Annotated in this window: 16 protein-coding genes; 9 read left to right on the top strand and 7 right to left on the bottom strand. The window is 69.8% G+C overall.

Annotation, left to right across the window (positions count from 1 at the left end; all coding sequences use genetic code 11):
- Positions 1 to 24: 24 nt before the first annotated feature.
- Positions 25 to 1,668 carry a helix-turn-helix domain-containing protein gene (locus OEY_RS0102175; protein WP_010592307.1) on the bottom strand — a complete coding sequence of 548 codons (1,644 nt, stop codon included), beginning with the start codon at positions 1,666 to 1,668 and terminating at the stop codon, positions 25 to 27.
- A gap of 220 nt (positions 1,669 to 1,888) precedes the next feature.
- Here OEY_RS0102175 and OEY_RS0102170 point away from each other — a divergent pair, with 220 nt between their 5' ends.
- From OEY_RS0102170 to hcaB, 7 genes are all read left to right on the top strand, one after another.
- A complete protein-coding gene (locus OEY_RS0102170) occupies positions 1,889 to 3,145 on the top strand; it encodes an NAD(P)/FAD-dependent oxidoreductase (RefSeq protein WP_010592306.1) in 1,257 nt (418 codons plus the stop codon).
- Positions 3,146 to 3,260: 115 nt separating this feature from the next.
- The gene (locus OEY_RS0102165; RefSeq protein WP_010592305.1) at positions 3,261 to 4,118 is read left to right on the top strand and encodes an alpha/beta fold hydrolase; all 858 of its coding nucleotides are present in this window, start codon (positions 3,261 to 3,263) and stop codon (positions 4,116 to 4,118) included.
- 22 nt (positions 4,119 to 4,140) lie between these two features.
- Entirely contained in the window at positions 4,141 to 5,043 is a 903-nt protein-coding gene (locus tag OEY_RS0102160; protein WP_029539866.1) for a VOC family protein, read from the top strand.
- The gene (locus OEY_RS0102155) at positions 5,036 to 6,367 is read left to right on the top strand and encodes an aromatic ring-hydroxylating oxygenase subunit alpha (protein WP_010592303.1); all 1,332 of its coding nucleotides are present in this window, start codon (positions 5,036 to 5,038) and stop codon (positions 6,365 to 6,367) included. The genes OEY_RS0102160 and OEY_RS0102155 overlap by 8 nt, the downstream gene beginning before the upstream one ends.
- Positions 6,364 to 6,924, top strand: a complete 561-nt coding sequence (locus OEY_RS0102150) for an aromatic-ring-hydroxylating dioxygenase subunit beta (RefSeq protein ID WP_010592302.1) — start codon at positions 6,364 to 6,366, stop codon at positions 6,922 to 6,924. Before OEY_RS0102155 ends, OEY_RS0102150 begins: the two co-directional genes overlap by 4 nt.
- Before the next feature lie 11 nt (positions 6,925 to 6,935).
- Positions 6,936 to 7,310: a bifunctional 3-phenylpropionate/cinnamic acid dioxygenase ferredoxin subunit gene (locus tag OEY_RS0102145; protein WP_010592301.1), complete on the top strand. Its 375-nt coding sequence runs from the start codon at positions 6,936 to 6,938 to the stop codon at positions 7,308 to 7,310.
- Positions 7,297 to 8,094 (top strand): 3-(cis-5,6-dihydroxycyclohexa-1,3-dien-1-yl)propanoate dehydrogenase, encoded by a 798-nt coding sequence (gene hcaB / locus OEY_RS0102140; RefSeq protein WP_029539865.1) that lies wholly within the window; start codon positions 7,297 to 7,299, stop codon positions 8,092 to 8,094. Before OEY_RS0102145 ends, hcaB begins: the two co-directional genes overlap by 14 nt.
- Before the next feature lie 76 nt (positions 8,095 to 8,170).
- On the opposite strand, the gene dmpG is transcribed toward hcaB, so the two are convergent.
- Genes dmpG through OEY_RS0102125 form a run of 3 tightly spaced genes read right to left on the bottom strand, consistent with a single transcriptional unit; the run spans position 8,171 to position 10,988 of the window.
- Positions 8,171 to 9,196 (bottom strand): 4-hydroxy-2-oxovalerate aldolase, encoded by a 1,026-nt coding sequence (gene dmpG / locus OEY_RS0102135; RefSeq protein ID WP_010592299.1) that lies wholly within the window; start codon positions 9,194 to 9,196, stop codon positions 8,171 to 8,173.
- A complete protein-coding gene (locus tag OEY_RS0102130; RefSeq protein WP_029539864.1) occupies positions 9,193 to 10,170 on the bottom strand; it encodes an acetaldehyde dehydrogenase (acetylating) in 978 nt (325 codons plus the stop codon). The genes dmpG and OEY_RS0102130 overlap by 4 nt, the downstream gene beginning before the upstream one ends.
- Positions 10,167 to 10,988, bottom strand: a complete 822-nt coding sequence (locus OEY_RS0102125) for a 2-keto-4-pentenoate hydratase (RefSeq protein ID WP_010592297.1) — start codon at positions 10,986 to 10,988, stop codon at positions 10,167 to 10,169. Before OEY_RS0102125 ends, OEY_RS0102130 begins: the two co-directional genes overlap by 4 nt.
- 170 nt (positions 10,989 to 11,158) lie before the next feature.
- Here OEY_RS0102125 and OEY_RS0102120 point away from each other — a divergent pair, with 170 nt between their 5' ends.
- Entirely contained in the window at positions 11,159 to 11,941 is a 783-nt protein-coding gene (locus OEY_RS0102120; RefSeq protein ID WP_010592296.1) for an IclR family transcriptional regulator, read from the top strand.
- Positions 11,942 to 12,058: 117 nt separating this feature from the next.
- Positions 12,059 to 13,003, top strand: a complete 945-nt coding sequence (locus OEY_RS0102115) for a DUF1214 domain-containing protein (protein WP_029539863.1) — start codon at positions 12,059 to 12,061, stop codon at positions 13,001 to 13,003.
- A 71-nt stretch (positions 13,004 to 13,074) separates the two neighbouring features.
- Here OEY_RS0102115 and OEY_RS0102110 read toward each other — a convergent pair whose 3' ends face one another.
- The 3 genes from OEY_RS0102110 to OEY_RS0102100 all read right to left on the bottom strand — a co-directional run bounded on the left by OEY_RS0102110 (position 13,075) and on the right by OEY_RS0102100 (position 16,473).
- A complete protein-coding gene (locus OEY_RS0102110; RefSeq protein WP_010592294.1) occupies positions 13,075 to 14,565 on the bottom strand; it encodes a stealth family protein in 1,491 nt (496 codons plus the stop codon).
- Between the two features lie 287 nt (positions 14,566 to 14,852).
- Complete coding sequence (locus tag OEY_RS0102105; RefSeq protein ID WP_010592293.1) at positions 14,853 to 15,641, bottom strand: hypothetical protein; 789 nt, start codon at positions 15,639 to 15,641, stop codon at positions 14,853 to 14,855.
- A gap of 49 nt (positions 15,642 to 15,690) precedes the next feature.
- A complete protein-coding gene (locus OEY_RS0102100; RefSeq protein WP_010592292.1) occupies positions 15,691 to 16,473 on the bottom strand; it encodes a hypothetical protein in 783 nt (260 codons plus the stop codon).
- Between the last annotated feature and the right edge of the window lie 122 nt (positions 16,474 to 16,595).

The following is a 16,595-nucleotide window of genomic DNA, read 5'->3' as shown; positions in this document are numbered from 1 at the left end:
GGGGGTACGGTCGCGCGGCCCGCGTCAGTGGCCGTCCCGGCGTCCCACGACGGTGCTCAGCCGCAGCGCGAGCAGCAGGAAGAAGCGCGCATCCGGGTCGTCGAGATCGACGCGGAGCAGCTTGCCGACACGTTCGATGCGGTAGCGCAACGTGTTCACGTGCACGTGCAGTGCCCGGGCCGTTTCCGCCGCGCGCCGGTCCTTCTCCAGATACGTCTGCAGTGTGTGCAGCAGGTCGGAGCCGTCGCGACTGTCCGCGCGGAGCACGGGGGCCAACGTTTCCTCCGCCGCGGCCGCCACGGCGTCGACCCCGCCGACGTGTGCGAAGAGGCGGTACATTCCGAGCGACTCGACGGTGACGACGGTGCGTTCGTGCAGTCCGTGGACGCCCACGCGCAGCGCGAAACGCGCCTCTCGCACGGCCGCCGGATAGTCCTCGGCCCGGCGGCAGACCGGCCCGATGCCGGCGCCGAGCGCGTGGGGGCGGCACTCCTCGACGATCGTCGCGAGGTGCGTTGCGAGGGAGGACGATTCCGCGTGGCCGCGCAGCGGCCACAGCACGAACGCGTCGCCCTCGAACGTGGTCAGCTGCGCGTCGGGGACCCGAGAGCGCACCCGTCGGCTCAGGGTGTCGAGCAGTGCCCGATCCACGGGCCGGTCACCTCCCACGGCGACGACCGCGCGCGGGACGCCGAGGTCGAGCCCGACCAGCAGCGCCCGATGCCACAGTCGGCGCAGCTCGTCCTTCGACCCGTCCAGCAGACTGCGGACCAGGTGATCGGTCAGGCGGATCTCGGTTTCGAGGGCGGCACGGTGCCGCGCCAGGTCCATCCCGACCAGAGCCGCCAGCACGCGCACCGAGTCGTCCCCGGTGGCCGCGGCCCCCCGCAGGGTCAGCGTCGCGTCGCCCGTCCCGGGGACGCGGAACTGCCGCACGCACACCGTCGTGCGGCGCCCGTCGACGGGCGGCTGTGCGGGGCCGGCGTTCGGCCCGTCGAGGTGCAGCGACCCGCCCAGCGTGTCGCCGGCGAGTTCGAGACAGTGGTCGACGCCGGCGCCGGTGAGCATCGATTCGGCTGCGGCCAGGAACAGCTCGCGCTCGGCGCGGGTCCGCTCGCGGTCGTCCTCGAGCGTCCGCAGGGACTGCGCGACCCGCGCTCGTTCCGCGGCCCGCCCGCGCAGTTCCCCGGCCATCGAGGCGAGTCCGGCCAGCGCGCGCAGCTCCGCCGACTCGAACGGCCGGCGTGCGCGCGAGACCACATACAGCACGGAGTCGATGTGTCCGGCGCCGCTGACGGGCACCGCCGCCGCCGAGACCAGTCCCTCCCGTTCCAGCAGCTGCCGCATCCGGGGGATCGCCCGGGGATCCGCGCCGTAGTCGGGTGTCGACACCGGCCCGCCGCTGCGCAGCACCTCGCCCCCGAGCCCCCGGTCGGGCGGTATGTGGCTCAGCGCATGGGCTTCGGGCTGACTCAGACCGGACCCGGCCACCATGCGGAGACCGTCCGCGTGGGCGTCCATCCAGAACGCCGCGTCGGCTCGCGCGGTGGCGCGGGCCGAGGTGAGTGCGGCGCGCACCACGGCGTCGGCGCTGTCGGCCGCGACGATGTCGCGAAGAGCCGTCAGGATGTCGGTGTACTGAGCGCGCCCGGATCGTTCGACAGGCATGCGGTGAGCATACGCCCGGCCACGGCCACGCTCCGGCGGATCCGTGCGTCCAGGGCTCGGAAAAACGAAGCCACGTAACACTTCACGCCGTCGTCGCGAAAGGAGTTCCGGCGCACGGAACAGTCGATGGACGGCGGTGACCGCCCGGACCTACTGTGACCCGTACAACATGCCTGCGGAGTGGGGCACATCCCAACCGCTCCGTGAAGGAGATGGCACTTTGACCCGTATCGAGCACCACGTCGTCGTCGGAGCCGGCGCTGCCGGCCTGGCCGCGGCATCCGCGATGAGAGACAACGGATTCGCCGGCCGAATCACCGTTGTCGACGCCGACCCCCACACCCCCTACGAACGCCCGCCGCTGTCGAAGGAGTACCTCGCCGACCGCAGGCTGCGGGAAATCGTGGCCGAGACGGAGTACCGGCGTCTGGACGTCGAGTTGCGCCTCGGTGTCGGGGTGCGCCGGTTGCGACCGGCGGACCGGCGCATCGACACAGCCGACGGGGACGCGCTGGCCGCGGACCGGGTGCTGCTTGCCACCGGTGTGTCGGCACGACGGCTGGACGTCCCCGGGGCCGATCTCGGGAACATCCTCACGCTGCGGGATGCGGACGACGCCGCGGCCCTGGCCGCCCGGCTGAGCGCGGGGGGGCCGCTCGTCGTGGTGGGCGGCGGCTTCGTCGGCCTCGAGGTCGCCGCATCCGCGGCGGACCGCGGAATCGACGTCACCGTCGTCGAACTCGGCGATCTTCCGCTTCTGGCGGCCGTCGGCCCGGACATCGCCCGGCGCATCTGCCGGCTCCACACGGAACGGGGGGTGCGCATCCTGACGCGCCGGACGGTCGACGCGTTCGTGGGCTCGTCCGCAGTGGAGGCGGTGCGGCTGTCGACCGGGGAACGGCTGGACGCGGCAACCGTCGTCGTCGGATGCGGTGTCGTCCCCAACGACGCGCTGGCGAGGCAGGCGGGCACAGCCTGCGCTGACGGCATCACGGTCGACGACCTGGGCCGCAGCAGCGACTGGATCTGGGCGGCCGGAGACGTCGCGGCGCACGTCAATCCCCACCTGGGTCGCCGGGGGCGCATCGAGCACTGGGACGTGGCCCGCCGGCACGGTGCGGCCGTCGGGGCCTCGATGGCCGGCACGGCCACCGTCAATCGTGAGATCCCCTACTTCTGGTCGCACCAGTACGCGCACACCCTGCAGATGTACGGGCGCGGCCGGCCCGGCGACCGGGTGGTCGTCCGGGAGTCCACCACCGAACCGGGATTCGTGGCCTTCTGGGTGCGCGACGGACGTATCGCCGCCGCAGCCGCCCTGGACGAGCCACGCGACGTGCGATCGGCAAAAATCCTGGCGGAGAACAGAAGTGCGGTCCCGGACGAGGTTCTGCGGTCCGCGGGTACCGATCTGCGCCGGGTGGCCCGGCAACTCGGTCGTTCGGGCGCCCCGCGCGCCGCCGATGTCGCCGGGTGATCCGCGACAGACCGGACCATTCTTCCCATCTACATCCGGCCGGGCCGGGGCGCGGCTGCCGCGCACCCCGGACCGCGTCGAAGCCTGTGCCCCACCGCACGCAGAGAGGACGACGATGACGACGACGATGGAGACCTCGGACGTGGAGGCCGGCGGCTTCCGCATCCGCCTCAACCGGGCCGGCCCGCGCACCGGGGAGGCGATCCTGTTCCTGCACGGATCGGGACCCGGCGCGACCGGCCTGTCGAACTACGCCGCGACCGTTCCGGCATTCGCGGACGACTACGACTGCCTGGTGATCGACCAGGTGGGCTGGGGCGACTCGAGCCACCCCGCCGAGCTCCCCCCGAGCGGACGTGTCCGGCAGCTCGTGCTGAGCAACCTGGCCCTGCTCGACGCCCTCGGTCTGGACCGGGTGCACCTCGTGGGGAACTCCCTGGGCGGGGTCGTCGCCCTGAACATGCTGACCGCCGCGCCGGAGCGGATCGGGAAGGTCGTCGGCATGGGCGCCGGCGGCGGCGGGAACACCGCTCCGACCGGGGAACTGCTCAAGCTCATCGAGTTCTACAACGACCCCACGCTCGAGAGCATGAAGCAGCTGATCTCGTACATGCTCTACGACCCGGACCTGTTCGGCGCCGAGATCGACGCGATCGCCCGGGACCGGCTCGAGACGGCGCTGCGGCCCGACGTGCGCCGATCCCACCTCCTCACCTTCGGGCTTCCCGGGCCCGGACCCGGTCTGCCCGGCCTGCGGGTCCCGGAGACGTCGCTGCGGCGGATCGACAACGACGTCCTGCTCGTCCACGGCCGCGAGGACTCCGTGGTTCCCGCTGAGAGCAGCGAATGGCTCGCCCGGCGAATCCCCAACGCACGCCTGCACATTGTGCCGCACTGCGGTCACTGGGCGCAGATCGAACAGGCCGACCGATTCGTCCAGCTCAGCACGCTGTTCCTGCGCGGCCGAATCTGAGATGTCAAGGAAAGGAAGTCCCGTGAGCACTGTGAATGCTCTTGCATACCTGCGGGTGCGCGGCCCCGTCGACGAGTGGAGGGAGTTCGGCACGCGCATCGTCGGAGCCCAGCTCGCCCCGTCCGACGACCCCACCGAGGCCCGCTTCCGGTTCGACGAGCGCGAGTACCGGCTGACGGTCGAGGACGGTCCCGCCGGCGAGGACGCCCTGCTCGCCCTCGGGTTCGAGACACGGACCAGTGCGGACCTCGACGCGCTCGTGCGCCGGCTGGACGAGAACTCGGTCCCGGTCTCGGAGGACGCCGATCTGGCACGCGCACGGAACGTGCAGCGGCTCATCACCTTCGCGGATCCCGACGGCAACTCGATCGAAGTCGTGTTCGGCCATCCGCACGACCACACGCCGTTCGTCTCACCGCGAGGAATCGACTTCGTGACCGGCGATCTCGGCCTCGGGCACGTGTTCCTCTTCGCGTCCGACGCGCAGCGATCCGCCGAGTTCTACCAGTCGATGCTGGGCTTCCGCCCCAGCGACACCATCGCCTTCGGACCCACGAACGCGGTGTTCCTGCACTGCAATCCGCGTCATCACACCGTGGCCCTCGCGACCATTCCGGGCCCCGGGCCGGGGATCGGCCATCTGATGCTCGAACTCAGCCGCCTCGACTCCGTCGGGCGTGCGCTCGATCTGGCGATGGAGACGCCCGGACAGGTCGTGCGTGCCCTGGGGGAACACACCAACGACGCGATGACCTCGTTCTACCTGGCCACACCGTCCGGATTCGCCATCGAGTACGGGTGGAACGGCAGACTCGTGGACGACGACTCGTGGACCGTCGGCCACTACCGGTCGGCCAGCACGTGGGGCCACCAGGTTCTCGCCGACGTCCCCAGCGCCGTCGCGGTGGGAGCCGACGATGAATGACATCCATGCACTGGTCGACCCCGCCGGCGGCCGGCTCAACCCCACCGTCTACACCGACCCGGACATCTACGAACTGGAGCTCGAGCGGGTGTTCGGCCGCACCTGGCTCTTCCTCGCGCACGACAGTCAGTTGCCGAAACCCGGGTCGTTCGTCCAGACCTACATGGGGGAGGATCCGGTTCTGGTCGTGCGCCAGCGAGACGGCTCGGTGAAGGCGTTCCTCAATCAGTGCCGGCATCGAGGAATGCGGATCTGCCGCTCGGACGAAGGCACCAGCCGCGCGTTCACCTGCACCTACCACGGCTGGTCGTACGACCTCGAGGGCAACCTGATCAACGTGCCGCAGCAGCAACGCGGATACCGTGACCGGATCGACAAGTCCTCCTGGGGCGCCACGAAGGTCCCCCGCATCGCGAGCTACCGGGGCTTCCACTTCGGCACCTGGTCGGAGGACGTGCCCGACTTCGCCGAGTATTTGGGCGAGATGGCCTACTACTTCGACGCGACCATCGATCGATGGGACAACGGTGTCGAGTTCGTCAAGGGCGCCGCGAAGTGGGTCATCGACTGCAACTGGAAGCTGCCGGCGGAGCAGTTCGCCAGCGACATGTATCACGCGGCGATCTCGCATTCGTCGGCGATGCTGGCCCTGCACGAGGATCCGGCCTTCCACGGCCTGCTCAATCCGCCGCCCGACGCGCCGGGCCGGCAGTTCGCCGGCAACGGCCACGGATCGGGCAGCTTCTGGCTCCCCGAATTCGGCCCCGACCTGCACGCAGGTCCCGAGTACAGCGCGTGGCAGACAGCCAACCGCGACGAAGTCTTCCGCCGGATCGGCGCCGACCGCGCCGTCAAGGTCTGGGGACACAATCTGATCTTCCCGAACTTCTCCTGGCTCGGGCCCGTGAACACGATGCGGGTGTGGCATCCGCGCGGGCCCGGCCAGATCGAGGTGTGGGCATGGACCTTCGTGCCGAAGGACGCCTCGCCGGAGGCGAAGGCGGGCATGCGGCGCGGCACCCAGCGCTCCTTCAGCCCGGCCGGGGTCTTCGAGACCGACGACGGCGAGAACTGGACCGAGGTCCAGCAGGTGCTGCGCGGGTGGAAGTCGCGCAGCACGGAGTTGAACGTCCAGATGGGGATGGGATTCGAGGAACGAGACAGTCACGGCCTTCCGGGTCTGTCCAACGACGTCTACAGCGAAACCGCCGCCCGGGGGTTCTACCAGCGGTGGCTGGATCTCGTCGACGGCCTGCCGTGGGACGAGATCCTCCGCCGGGCCGACGAGGCGACGCGCTCCGAACACGCAGGAGAGAACCGATGACCACCGACACCCGCAGCACCGAGGGGTCGCCCGCGTCCGTCCGGCGCGCCGACGTGCATCTGCAGCACGCGGTCGAGCAGTTCCTGTACGCCGAGGCGGAACACCTCGACAACCACCGCTACCACGACTGGCTCGACTTCTTCGGGGAGGACGTGCACTACTGGGCGCCCACCCGCATGACCCGCACGTTCCGCGAACGCGACGCCGAGATCTCCGGCCCGGACGAGGGGGCGTTCATCGACGACGACTTCCACTTCCTGCGGGGCCGGGTCCGGCGGCTCACCTCGGGCCTGTCCTGGTCGGAGGAGCCCCCCTCGCGCACCCGGCGGTTGCTGACCAATGTCCGCGTCGCGCACCGCGAGGACGGCGATCTCGACGTGGTGTGCAACTTCAGCGTCTACCGCAGCCGCCTCGAGCGGCACGAGGACTGGTTCGTCGGTGAGCGCTTCGATGTGCTGCGCCACCACGGCGGCGCCCTGCCCTTCAAGATCCGCGAGCGCCGGATCGTCCTCGAGCAGACCACGATCCTCGCCCCCAGCATCAGCATCTTCCTGTGAGGTATCCGACGATGACGGCTGAAACATCCAGTGAGAACACGCGGTGGGTTCGGGTCTGCGCGGTCGGCGACCTCGACGACGACGACGCGGTGCGGCTCGACTCGCGTCCGCCGGTGTCGGTGTTCAGGTCGAACGGGGAGTACTTCTGCGTCGACGACACCTGTACGCACGAGACCTACTCCCTCGCCGACGGATGGATCGAGGACTGCGTCGTGGAGTGCCCGCTCCACCTGGCGAAGTTCTGTCTCCGAACCGGCCGGCCCCTGAGTCCGCCCGCGACGACCGCGGTCCGCACACACCCGGTCCGGATCGAGGGCGGCGAGATCCACGTCGGTCTTCCCGGCGCGTACGAACTGAAGGAAGGAGCCCGCAGTGGGACGGCTTGACGGAAGGTCGGTTCTCGTGACCGGCGGCGGATCCGGGCTCGGCCACGCCCTGGTCAGACGGTTCGTCGAGGACGGCGCTCGCGTGACCGTGCTCGACCGGTCGGAGCCGAAGCTCAGCGCACTGCGCGAGGCGTTCGGCACCGGCGTGCGCACCCTGGCGGGCGACGTCACCTCGTTCGCCGACAACCAGGAGGCGGCCGATCTCGCCGTGCGCGAGTTCGGTGTCCTCGACACCTTCGTCGGCAACGCCGGGGTCTGGGACTTCGGCCGGTCGCTGCTCGACGCGTCGCCGGACGAACTCGGGACCGGGTTCGACGAGCTGTTCTCCGTCAACGTGAAGGGCTATCTGCTCGGCGCGAAGGCCGCAGCGCCGCACCTGAAGTCCTCTCGCGGCAGCATGATCTTCACCCTGTCCAACGCGGCGTTCTTCCCGGGCGGCGGTGGCCCGCTGTATGTCTCGTCCAAGCACGCCGGTGTGGGACTCGTGCGACAGCTCGCGTACGAACTCGCCCCGGAGGTCCGGGTCAACGCGGTCGCCCCCGGCGGCATGGCCACCGACCTGCGCGGGCCCGGCGCGATGGGACTCGCCGACCGCTCCGTGGCCGATGCCATTCCGATCCGGCAGATGGTGCGCGACAACGGCGCGCTGCAGATCGAGGTGGAACCCGACGACTACGTCGGCGCCTACCTCTACCTCGCGTGCCGTGACGACTCCGCGACCGTGACGGGAACGGTCGTGGATGTCAGCAGCTGGGGAACACCCAAGCGGACCGGCGCCGTCTGACGGGCGCCGGCACAGGGAACCGGGGCGGGTCTGTCGTTCGCGACAGACCCGCCCCGGCGCGTGTGCGGACCCCGGGTCACGCCGGGCTGCCGGCACGTTCCCCCAGCAGGTCGAGGGCGATGTCGACGATCATGTCCTCCTGCCCGCCGACGAGCGCGCGCCGCCCGACCTCGAGCAGGAGGGTGCGCACGTCGATGCCGTAGCGCTCGGACGCGGCCTCCGCGTGCCGGAGGAACGAGGAGTACACGCCGGCGTAGCCGAGGGTGAGGGTCTCCCGGTCGACCCGCACGGGCCGGTCCTGAAGCGGCCGGACCAGGTCGTCGGCCGCGTCCTGCAGCGCGAACAGGTCGCTGCCGTGGGTCCAGCCCTGCAGGTCGGCGACGGCGACGAACGCCTCGAGCGGGCAGTTGCCGGCGCCGGCGCCGTGCCCGGCCAGGGAGGCGTCGACGCGGGTGACCCCTTCCTCGACGGCGACCACGGAGTTCGCCACCGACAACGACAGATTCTCGTGGGCGTGGATCCCGAGCTCGGTGCCCGGATCGAGCACGTCCCGGTAGGCGCGCACCCGCTCGCGTACCCCGTCCATGGTCAGCCGACCGCCGGAGTCGGTGACGTAGACGCAGTGCGCGCCGTACGACTCCATCAGTTTCGCCTGCCGCGCCAGCTCCGCGGGCGGTGCCATGTGGCTCATCATGAGGAACCCGGAGACGTCCATGCCCAGCTCGCGGGCCGTCGCGATGTGCTGGGCCGAGACGTCCGCCTCGGTGCAGTGCGTGGCCACGCGCACCGAGCGGACCCCGAGCCGGTAGGCGTGCTCGAGCTCGCGGATCGTGCCGATCCCGGGCAGCAGCAGGGTGGTCAGGCGCGCCCGGGACACGTTCGCGGCCGCGGCCTCGATCCACTCCCAGTCGGTGTGGCTGCCCGGTCCGTAGTTGAGGCTCCCCCCGGCCAGGCCGTCGCCGTGGGCGACCTCGATGGCGTCGACACCGGCCGCGTCCAGCGCGGCCACGATACGGCCCACGTCCTCCGGGGTGATGCGGTGCCGAACGGCGTGCATCCCGTCCCGCAGCGTGACGTCCTGGATGAACAGTTCGGTCGTCATCGGGTGGCCTCCAGTTCTGCCGCGCGTGCGGTGTCCGTCTCGGCGGCGGCCTCCGCGAACCGCAGGGCCGCCGAGGTCATGATGTCGAGATTGCCCGCGTACGCGGGCAGGTAATGGGCGGCACCCTCGACCTCGAGGAACACCGACACCTGGTGGGTGGGGGTGGCCGGGGCGCCGTCGGCGAGCAGGGTATGCACCGGTTGCCCCTGCGGGACCGGGGTGATCTGCACCTGCTGCTTGAGCCGGTAGCCCGGCACGTAGGCGGCGACGTCGGCGACCATCCGCTCGATCGACTCCCGGACGGCGTCGTGCACGACTGCGCTCGGCTCGGAGATCAGGCAGAACACGGTGTCCCGCATGATCAGCGGCGGCTCGGCCGGGTTCAGGACGATCACCGCCTTGCCCCGGGCCGCCCCGCCGACCGACTCGATCGCGTGCGCCGTCGTCTCGGTGAACTCGTCGATGTTCGCGCGGGTGCCGGGTCCGGCGGACTTCGACGCGATGGACGCGACGATCTCGGCGTAGGCGACGGGCGTGACGCGCGAGACCGCCGCCACGACGGGAATGGTTGCCTGCCCACCGCAGGTGACCATGTTGACGTTCGGGGCGTTCCGGTGGGCGTCGAGGTTGACGGCCGGAACGACGAAGGGGCCGATCGCTGCGGGGGTGAGGTCGATCAGCCGCTTGCCGTAGGGTTCGAGCGCCCGGGCGTTGGCCCGGTGCGCCTGCGCCGACGTCGCGTCGAACACGAAGCCGATCTCGTCGAAGTTCGGCAGGCCGATCAGGCCCGCCACGCCGTCGGCGGTGGTGGGGACACCCAGCCGGCGGGCGCGGGCCAGGCCGTCCGAGTCGGGGTCGATGCCGACCATGGCGCCCATCTCGAGGTTGGTCGAGTTCCGGATCACCTTGATCATCAGGTCGGTGCCGATGTTGCCGGAGCCGATGACGGCCACCTGTGTTCTAGGGGTGCTCATGCGTTGTCCTCCTGGGTGAAGGTCGCGGTCACCGAGCCGAGTCCGGTGATGTCCGCGGTGACGGTGGAGCCGGGGTGGACGGGCGCCATCGGCCCGAGGGCCCCGGACAGGACGATCTGCCCGGCGCGGAGCGGTTCGCCGAACCGGCGGGCGGGGTCGGCGAGCCACGCCAGGGCCCGCAGCGGGTCGCCCAGGCAGGCCGCGCCGTTCCCGGTGGACGCCGCCGCGCCGTCGACACGCATCTGCATCTCGGTGTCGATCGGTTCGAACTCGTCGAGCCGGCGGCGCCGGGTGCCGAGGACGAACAGCCCGGACGAGGCGTTGTCGGCGACCGTGTCCCCGAAAGTGATGTCCCACACTGCGATCCGGCTGTCGACGATCTCGAGGGCGGCGACGGCGTAGTCGACGCTGTCGCGGATACGCCGGTCGTCGAGCGGGCCGTCGGTGAGGTCCTGCCCGAGCACGAAGGCGATCTCCGCCTCGACCTTCGGTTGCAGCAGGCGCTGGAAGGGCACGGGTTCGTCCTCGGTGTACTGCATGTCGTCGAACAGGACGCCGAAGTCGGGCCGGTCCACGCCGAGTTGCCGCTGGACCGCCGGTGACGTGAGCCCGATCTTGCGACCGACCACCCGAGCCCCGGCATCCGCGCGTGCGGCGTTCAGCTTCGTCTGCACCGCGTAGGCACGCTCGATATCGGTGCTGCCGATGAGGTCACGCACCGGCGTGCAGGGCGTGCGGGTCTGTACCGCGTGGTCGAGTCGGACGAACGCCGCATCGACAGCCGGATCGTCCGTCGCGGCGGAGGGCGGAGCCGGCATGCGGTCGGTTCCTGGGGAGGGGGTCATGGCGGTCCCGGAAGGTCGAAGGGAATGGACCTGTCCACTGTCACCGGGCGGCCCGGCGCCCGGCCAGCGTGGCGTTCGACTCAGTGGAACGTACAGTGGCGGATGACCCGAACTGCCAGGTCACCGGACGAAAGGGGAATGCGGTGGGCGCTCCCGGCGACGCGCAGGTCGACCCGAACACCGTGCTCGGCAAGGTCGTCACCGTGCTGTATGCGTTCACCGTCGACGACCACGGGCTCAGCCTCGCGGAACTCGGCCGGCGCACCGGCATCCCCAAGGGCACCCTGCACCGGCTGCTCTCCGACCTCGTCAAGGTGCGCCTCCTCGACCGCACCCGGGCCGGCTACCGGCTGAGCGGGCAACTGTTCGAACTCGGCATGCGGGCGTCCACCGAGCGCAGCCTGATCGAGGTCGCCACCCCGTTCCTGGAGGACCTGTACGAGCGGACGCACGAGACGGTCCACCTCGGCATCCTCGAGGGCGCCGAGGTCGTCTACATCGCCAAGATCGGCGGACACCGGCAGGCCCGCTCCCCGTCCCGTCTCGGCGGCCGAATGCCGCTGCACTGCACGGCCATCGGAAAGGCGCTCCTCGCGCACTCCGATCCGGAGATCATCGACAGGGTGCTCGCCGAGCCACTCGAACGGCGCACCCCGAAGACGCTGTCCGGGCCCGGACTGCTGCGCGCACAGCTCGAACGCATCCTCGACGAGGGGGTCTCGTACGAACGCGAGGAATCCGCGATGGGCATCACCTGCGTCGCTGCGCCGGTGCTCGACACGGACGACCGGCCGATCGCGGCCCTCAGTGTCACCGGTCCCGTGGCCCGGTTCCATCCCGAGCGGCACACCACGTCGGTGCGCGCGGCCGTAGCCGGGGTCGCCGCCACCCTCGCGCGCCGCGCGCGGATGGCGGAGCCGGAATGAGACGGGCCGCATGTGCCCGGCGGCCGGCCCGGCAGTCCCCGCTGGGGAATTCCGGTCCGTCGCGGAGGCGGACGAATCGGACAGCGCGTGGAGCGTGCGTCGTCTAGGCTGCCGCGCATGACATCGGTGAATGTGGACAATTTCGTTCGCGCGGAGACGGATCGGATGTTTCTCGATCTTCAGCGGGACGCCGGGGGCATCAATGTGCTCCGGCACAACCGGGAGCCCGCCTCGGTCGAGCAGCAGACGGTGATCCGGATGAACCGCGACACCCTCTACAGCCTCGCGATCATCGACACCTCGGAGGGCGCGACCCTCACCATCCCCGACAGCGGTCGACGGTACCTGTCCGTGATGGTGGTCGACCAGGACCACCACGTCGATCGGATCCTCCACGACCCGGGAGAGCACAGGCTCACCGCCGACGAGTTCCCGACACCGTACGTCGCCGTCGCGGTGCGGATTCTCGTCGATCCTTCCGATCCGGACGACGTGCAGGCCGTGGCCTCGCTCCAGGACCGGTTCCGTCTCGACGCCGGGTCGTCGACACCGTTCACGGCGCCCGACTACGACCGGCCGAGCTTCGACGCGACGCGGGAGGCGCTGCTGGCGCTGGCGCGAGGACTGACGGGTTTCGACCGGATGTTCGGCGCCCGAGGTGAGATCGACCCGGTCCGGCACCTGATCGGCACCGCCGCCGGCTGGGGTGGCCTGCCGACCACGGAGGCCGCCTACATCGGCGTCGATCCGGGACTGCCGGTCGGCGAGTACGAGCTGACCGTCCGCGATGTGCCCGTCGACGGGTTCTGGTCCGTCTCGGTCTACAACGCGCAGGGCTTCTTCGAACCGAACGCACAGAATGCCTACAGCGTCAACAACATCACGGGCGTGCCGAACGCGGACGGTTCGATCACCGTCCGATTCGGGGGCGGCGGCGATGCGGACCGTGCCAATTACCTTCCCGTCACGGAGGGGTGGAACTATCTCGTGCGCCTGTACCGCCCGCGCCCGGAAGTCCTCGACGGAAGCTGGACATTTCCCACCCTGTCGAACGGGCGGTGACCGGATTCGCGTTCCACCCGGCCGCCCCGCGGAAAGCGGGGCGGCCGGATCGAGGGGCTACGCGGTGCGGGTCACGACCGTCCCGGGTAGTCCGTCTCCCACGGCGCCGGGATCGGGTAGTACCGCTCCAGGAATTGGGTGACCTTCGCGGTGCGCAGCTCGAGGTCGACCTCCGGTGTGCTGCCGTCGTTGAGGCAGAACAGGTCGGTCGTCCGCTTCGCCAGCAGCGTGTCCAGCTCCCGTAGCCCCGACCTCACCGTCGTGTCGACGTACTTCACCCGCGCCGCGGTCTGCTGCACCGCCCGGCCGGTCATCAGCGCGTAGTAGTGGTAGAAGGAGTTCGTCACCGAGATGTTCTCCGCGGCCCGGAACGTGCTCGCCGCCGTGGCCGCGAACTCGTCCGCGAACTCCCGCTCCATCTCCGCCATGATGCTCTTGCGCAGCGGCACCGGCGTGTGTTCGAGGTGCCGGGTGATCGTCACCCCGAACCGCTCCTCGAGCAGCCGGCGATTGACGCGGGCCGCGTTCTCGAAACCGCTGCGCTTCTTGTGGTTCCGGCCCAATCCGATGCGGGTGTCCGCCTCGATGAACTTCGTGACCCCACCGGCGGAGAAGAACATCTGCGGATCCACCGGGCGACCGAAGAACATGTCGTCGTTCGAGTACAGGAAGTGCTCGGACAGACCCGGGATGTGGTGCAGCTGGCACTCGACGGCCTGCGAATTGTGGGTGGGCAGCACCGACCGGTCGGCGAAGAACTCCTCGCTGCGCACGAACGTGACCTGCCCGTCGTCGGCCAGCCAGTCCGGCCGGTCGGAGTCGGTCGCGACGAAGATCCGCCGGATCCACGGCGCATACATGTGCACGGAGCGCAGCGCGTACTTGAGCTCGTTGATCTGCCGGTAGCGGGCGGGGGAGTCGTCGCCCTCGCCCACCACGTAGTTCTGCAGGCGTTTGGCGCGCTCGGCCTGCCACTCCTTCGACGAGCCGTCCACCCACGAGAACACCAGGTCGATCTCGAACGGGACGTCCGACGGGTGCGCCGCGAACATCCCCTCGATGGTCGGCCACGTCTGTCCGTAGCGCTCCACGGTGCCGCGCGTGACCTCGTCGCGCAACACGCTGCGCCGGGTCAGCGCGTTCTCCCTCGGCAGGAGGATCTCGTCGTCGGTGTGCGACCACAACTCGATCTGCACCCCGTTCGACGCCCCGTACCGCAGGCCGCTGGTGAGTTCCACCCGCGGCCGGAACAGGCGGAAGATCCGGGCCTTGGAACTGCGGGAAAGCCGGCCGTCCGCGACGAGCACGGGACGGTGCCGTTTCGCACCCACGGTCTTGGAGTAGAACGGCTCGTCGGTGCAGGCGCCGACCAGCGCGGCACGCAGCTCCTTGCGGTCGGCCCAGTCCACCGCCAGGACCGGGCGGGTGCCGTCGCCGCGGACCAGTAGATAGTCGATGCCGGCGTCGTCGAGGACCCGGCGCACGAACTGCAGATCCTCGAGCATCGCCTGGCGCGGCGTGGTCGTCGAGATGGGGATCGCGTAGCGGTCCCGGAACCACACGATGTGCGGGTGGCCGTGCAGTCGGGGCCGCTCCGAGGCGAGCGGGGGAGCATCTCCGACGCTGTGGGGCAGGGAGACGAGATGAACGGTGTGGGGGGCTGGCGTGTGCGTCGGAGTGCTCCTTTCCTGTGAAGGGAATTTCCCGGGCGAGAACCCGGGAACGAGAAGTTCGATTCTAGTTCACTATTGCAACTTCAGGCACATCGTGAAGGCGCGGGTGGTGAGGCGTCTCCGGAATCGGTGGCCTGTGCGGGGTCCAGTTTCGGGACTGCGGCGTTCGTGGCGACTCAGCCGGCACTCGCCGGTCCGATCCATTCGGGGTATTGCTGGGCGACGGGCATGGTGGGTGGTTGGAAGCCTGGGGGTGGCGAGAGCAGACCGTCGTGGAGTTCGAAGGTGGGGAAGCGTTCGTGCCACCACGCCGTACACGTGTCCGGTATGACCCAGTTCGGTCCCCCGGTGCGGAGCTGGACGATCTTCCAGGTGCCGAAGACGTTCCAGTCGGGGGCGATGGCGGCGCGGGGATCGTGTCCTTCCGCGTCGGTGTCGGGGATACCGGCTGCGCCGGGTGTCTCGGCAGTGTTGCGCAAGGTCACCGCCCGGACCATTCTCAGGGGATAGACCGAGTACTCTTCTCCCGGTTCTGTGCCGACGCCGTACTCGCACACGGCTCCAGTGACTTCCGTGGCCGTCGCCGACAGTGCCGTGAGATGCATGAAGTACGTGGCTCGCCACTGTGGTGGATCGACGGGACCGGGGCGTACCAGATGATCCCAGACCTCGGCGTGGTCGAAATCGTACGGTGCCCCGATGGCGTCGAGGTATCCGGGGAATGTGAACTTCGTACCGTAGTTGAACGTGCGAAGTCCGGCTTCGACTGCGGCGCGGACCAGCTCGGCGCCGCGGCTGGACAGGTCGATGTCGGGGTCCGCGGACCACACGTGCGTGTACGCGACCGGCGGCTCGGGAACGGGAACCGGACGTGGATCGGGTGGGCTGTCGGTGCCGCAGCCGGTGACTGCGAGTAGGGCAGTGGTGACGACGGCAATGACGCGCCGCCGACGCGGTGCGTTCATCGGGGCCCTTCGCTGTTCGCTGGCGGTGCGGCGGTGCCGCGTTATGGGTTCAACCGGCATTCGCCGGTCCGATCCATTCGGGGTATTGCTGGGCGACGGGCATGGTGGGTGGTTGGAAGCCTGGGGGTGGCGAGAGCAGACCGTCGTGGAGTTCGAAGGTGGGGAAGCGTTCGTGCCACCACGCCGTACACGTGTCCGGTATGACCCAGTTCGGTCCCCCGGTGCGGAGCTGGACGATCTTCCAGGTGCCGAAGACGTTCCAGTCGGGGGCGATGGCGGCGCGGGGATCGTGTCCTTCCGGGTCGGTGTCGGGGATACCGGCCGCGCCGGGTGTGTCGGCGGTGTTGCGCAGGGTCACGGCCCACACCCACTTCATGGGATCGAAGGAGAGGTTGAGCCCGGGTTCGGTTTTGACTCGGTATTCGCATACTGCTGCCGTGATCTCCGAGTTGCCGGCAGACAGCATCGTGAGATGGTGAAAGTACGTGGCTCGCCACGGCGGTAGATCGTGGCGACTGGGGCGTACCAGATGATCCCAGACCTCGGCGTGGTCGAAATCGTACGGTGCCCCGACGGCGTCTAGGTATCCGGGGAATGTGAACTTCGTACCGTAGTTGAACGTGCGAAGTCCGGATTCGACTGCGGCGCGGACCAGTTCGGCGCTGCGGCTGGACAGGTCGATGTCGGGGTCTGCGGACCACACGTGCGTGTACGCGACCGGCGGCTCGGGAACGGGAACCGGACGTGGATCCTCCGGCGCGCGGTCCCCGCACCCGGCGGTGAAGGCGAGCAATGCGACGCATCCCAGGGCCGACAGCCGTGTCTCAGCCATTCGTGCGCACCACCGTGTCGTAGGCCTCCTGCATGGCCGTCTCGTGCCCGTCGGTCGGGTTTCCGTACTCGTTGAACGCCTCACGCAACATGGCATGTCGCACCTCCTTGTCCGATTCCGAA

Origin of the sequence: Rhodococcus sp. P14, assembly GCF_000256505.1 — a bacterium.
Lineage (GTDB): Bacteria > Actinomycetota > Actinomycetes > Mycobacteriales > Mycobacteriaceae > Rhodococcus > Rhodococcus ruber.
This window is presented reverse-complemented; position numbering and strand designations above follow the sequence as displayed.

Coding starts and splice junctions, on each gene's coding strand:
- OEY_RS0102175 (WP_010592307.1), bottom strand. CDS start 1,668: ATGCCTGTCGAACGATCCGGGCGCGCTCAGTACACCGACATCCTGACG.
- OEY_RS0102165 (WP_010592305.1), top strand. CDS start 3,261: ATGACGACGACGATGGAGACCTCGGACGTGGAGGCCGGCGGCTTCCGC.
- OEY_RS0102155 (WP_010592303.1), top strand. CDS start 5,036: ATGAATGACATCCATGCACTGGTCGACCCCGCCGGCGGCCGGCTCAAC.
- OEY_RS0102150 (WP_010592302.1), top strand. CDS start 6,364: ATGACCACCGACACCCGCAGCACCGAGGGGTCGCCCGCGTCCGTCCGG.
- OEY_RS0102145 (WP_010592301.1), top strand. CDS start 6,936: ATGACGGCTGAAACATCCAGTGAGAACACGCGGTGGGTTCGGGTCTGC.
- dmpG (WP_010592299.1), bottom strand. CDS start 9,196: ATGACGACCGAACTGTTCATCCAGGACGTCACGCTGCGGGACGGGATG.
- OEY_RS0102130 (WP_029539864.1), bottom strand. CDS start 10,170: ATGAGCACCCCTAGAACACAGGTGGCCGTCATCGGCTCCGGCAACATC.
- OEY_RS0102125 (WP_010592297.1), bottom strand. CDS start 10,988: ATGCCGGCTCCGCCCTCCGCCGCGACGGACGATCCGGCTGTCGATGCG.
- OEY_RS0102115 (WP_029539863.1), top strand. CDS start 12,059: ATGACATCGGTGAATGTGGACAATTTCGTTCGCGCGGAGACGGATCGG.
- OEY_RS0102105 (WP_010592293.1), bottom strand. CDS start 15,641: ATGAACGCACCGCGTCGGCGGCGCGTCATTGCCGTCGTCACCACTGCC.
- OEY_RS0102100 (WP_010592292.1), bottom strand. CDS start 16,473: ATGGCTGAGACACGGCTGTCGGCCCTGGGATGCGTCGCATTGCTCGCC.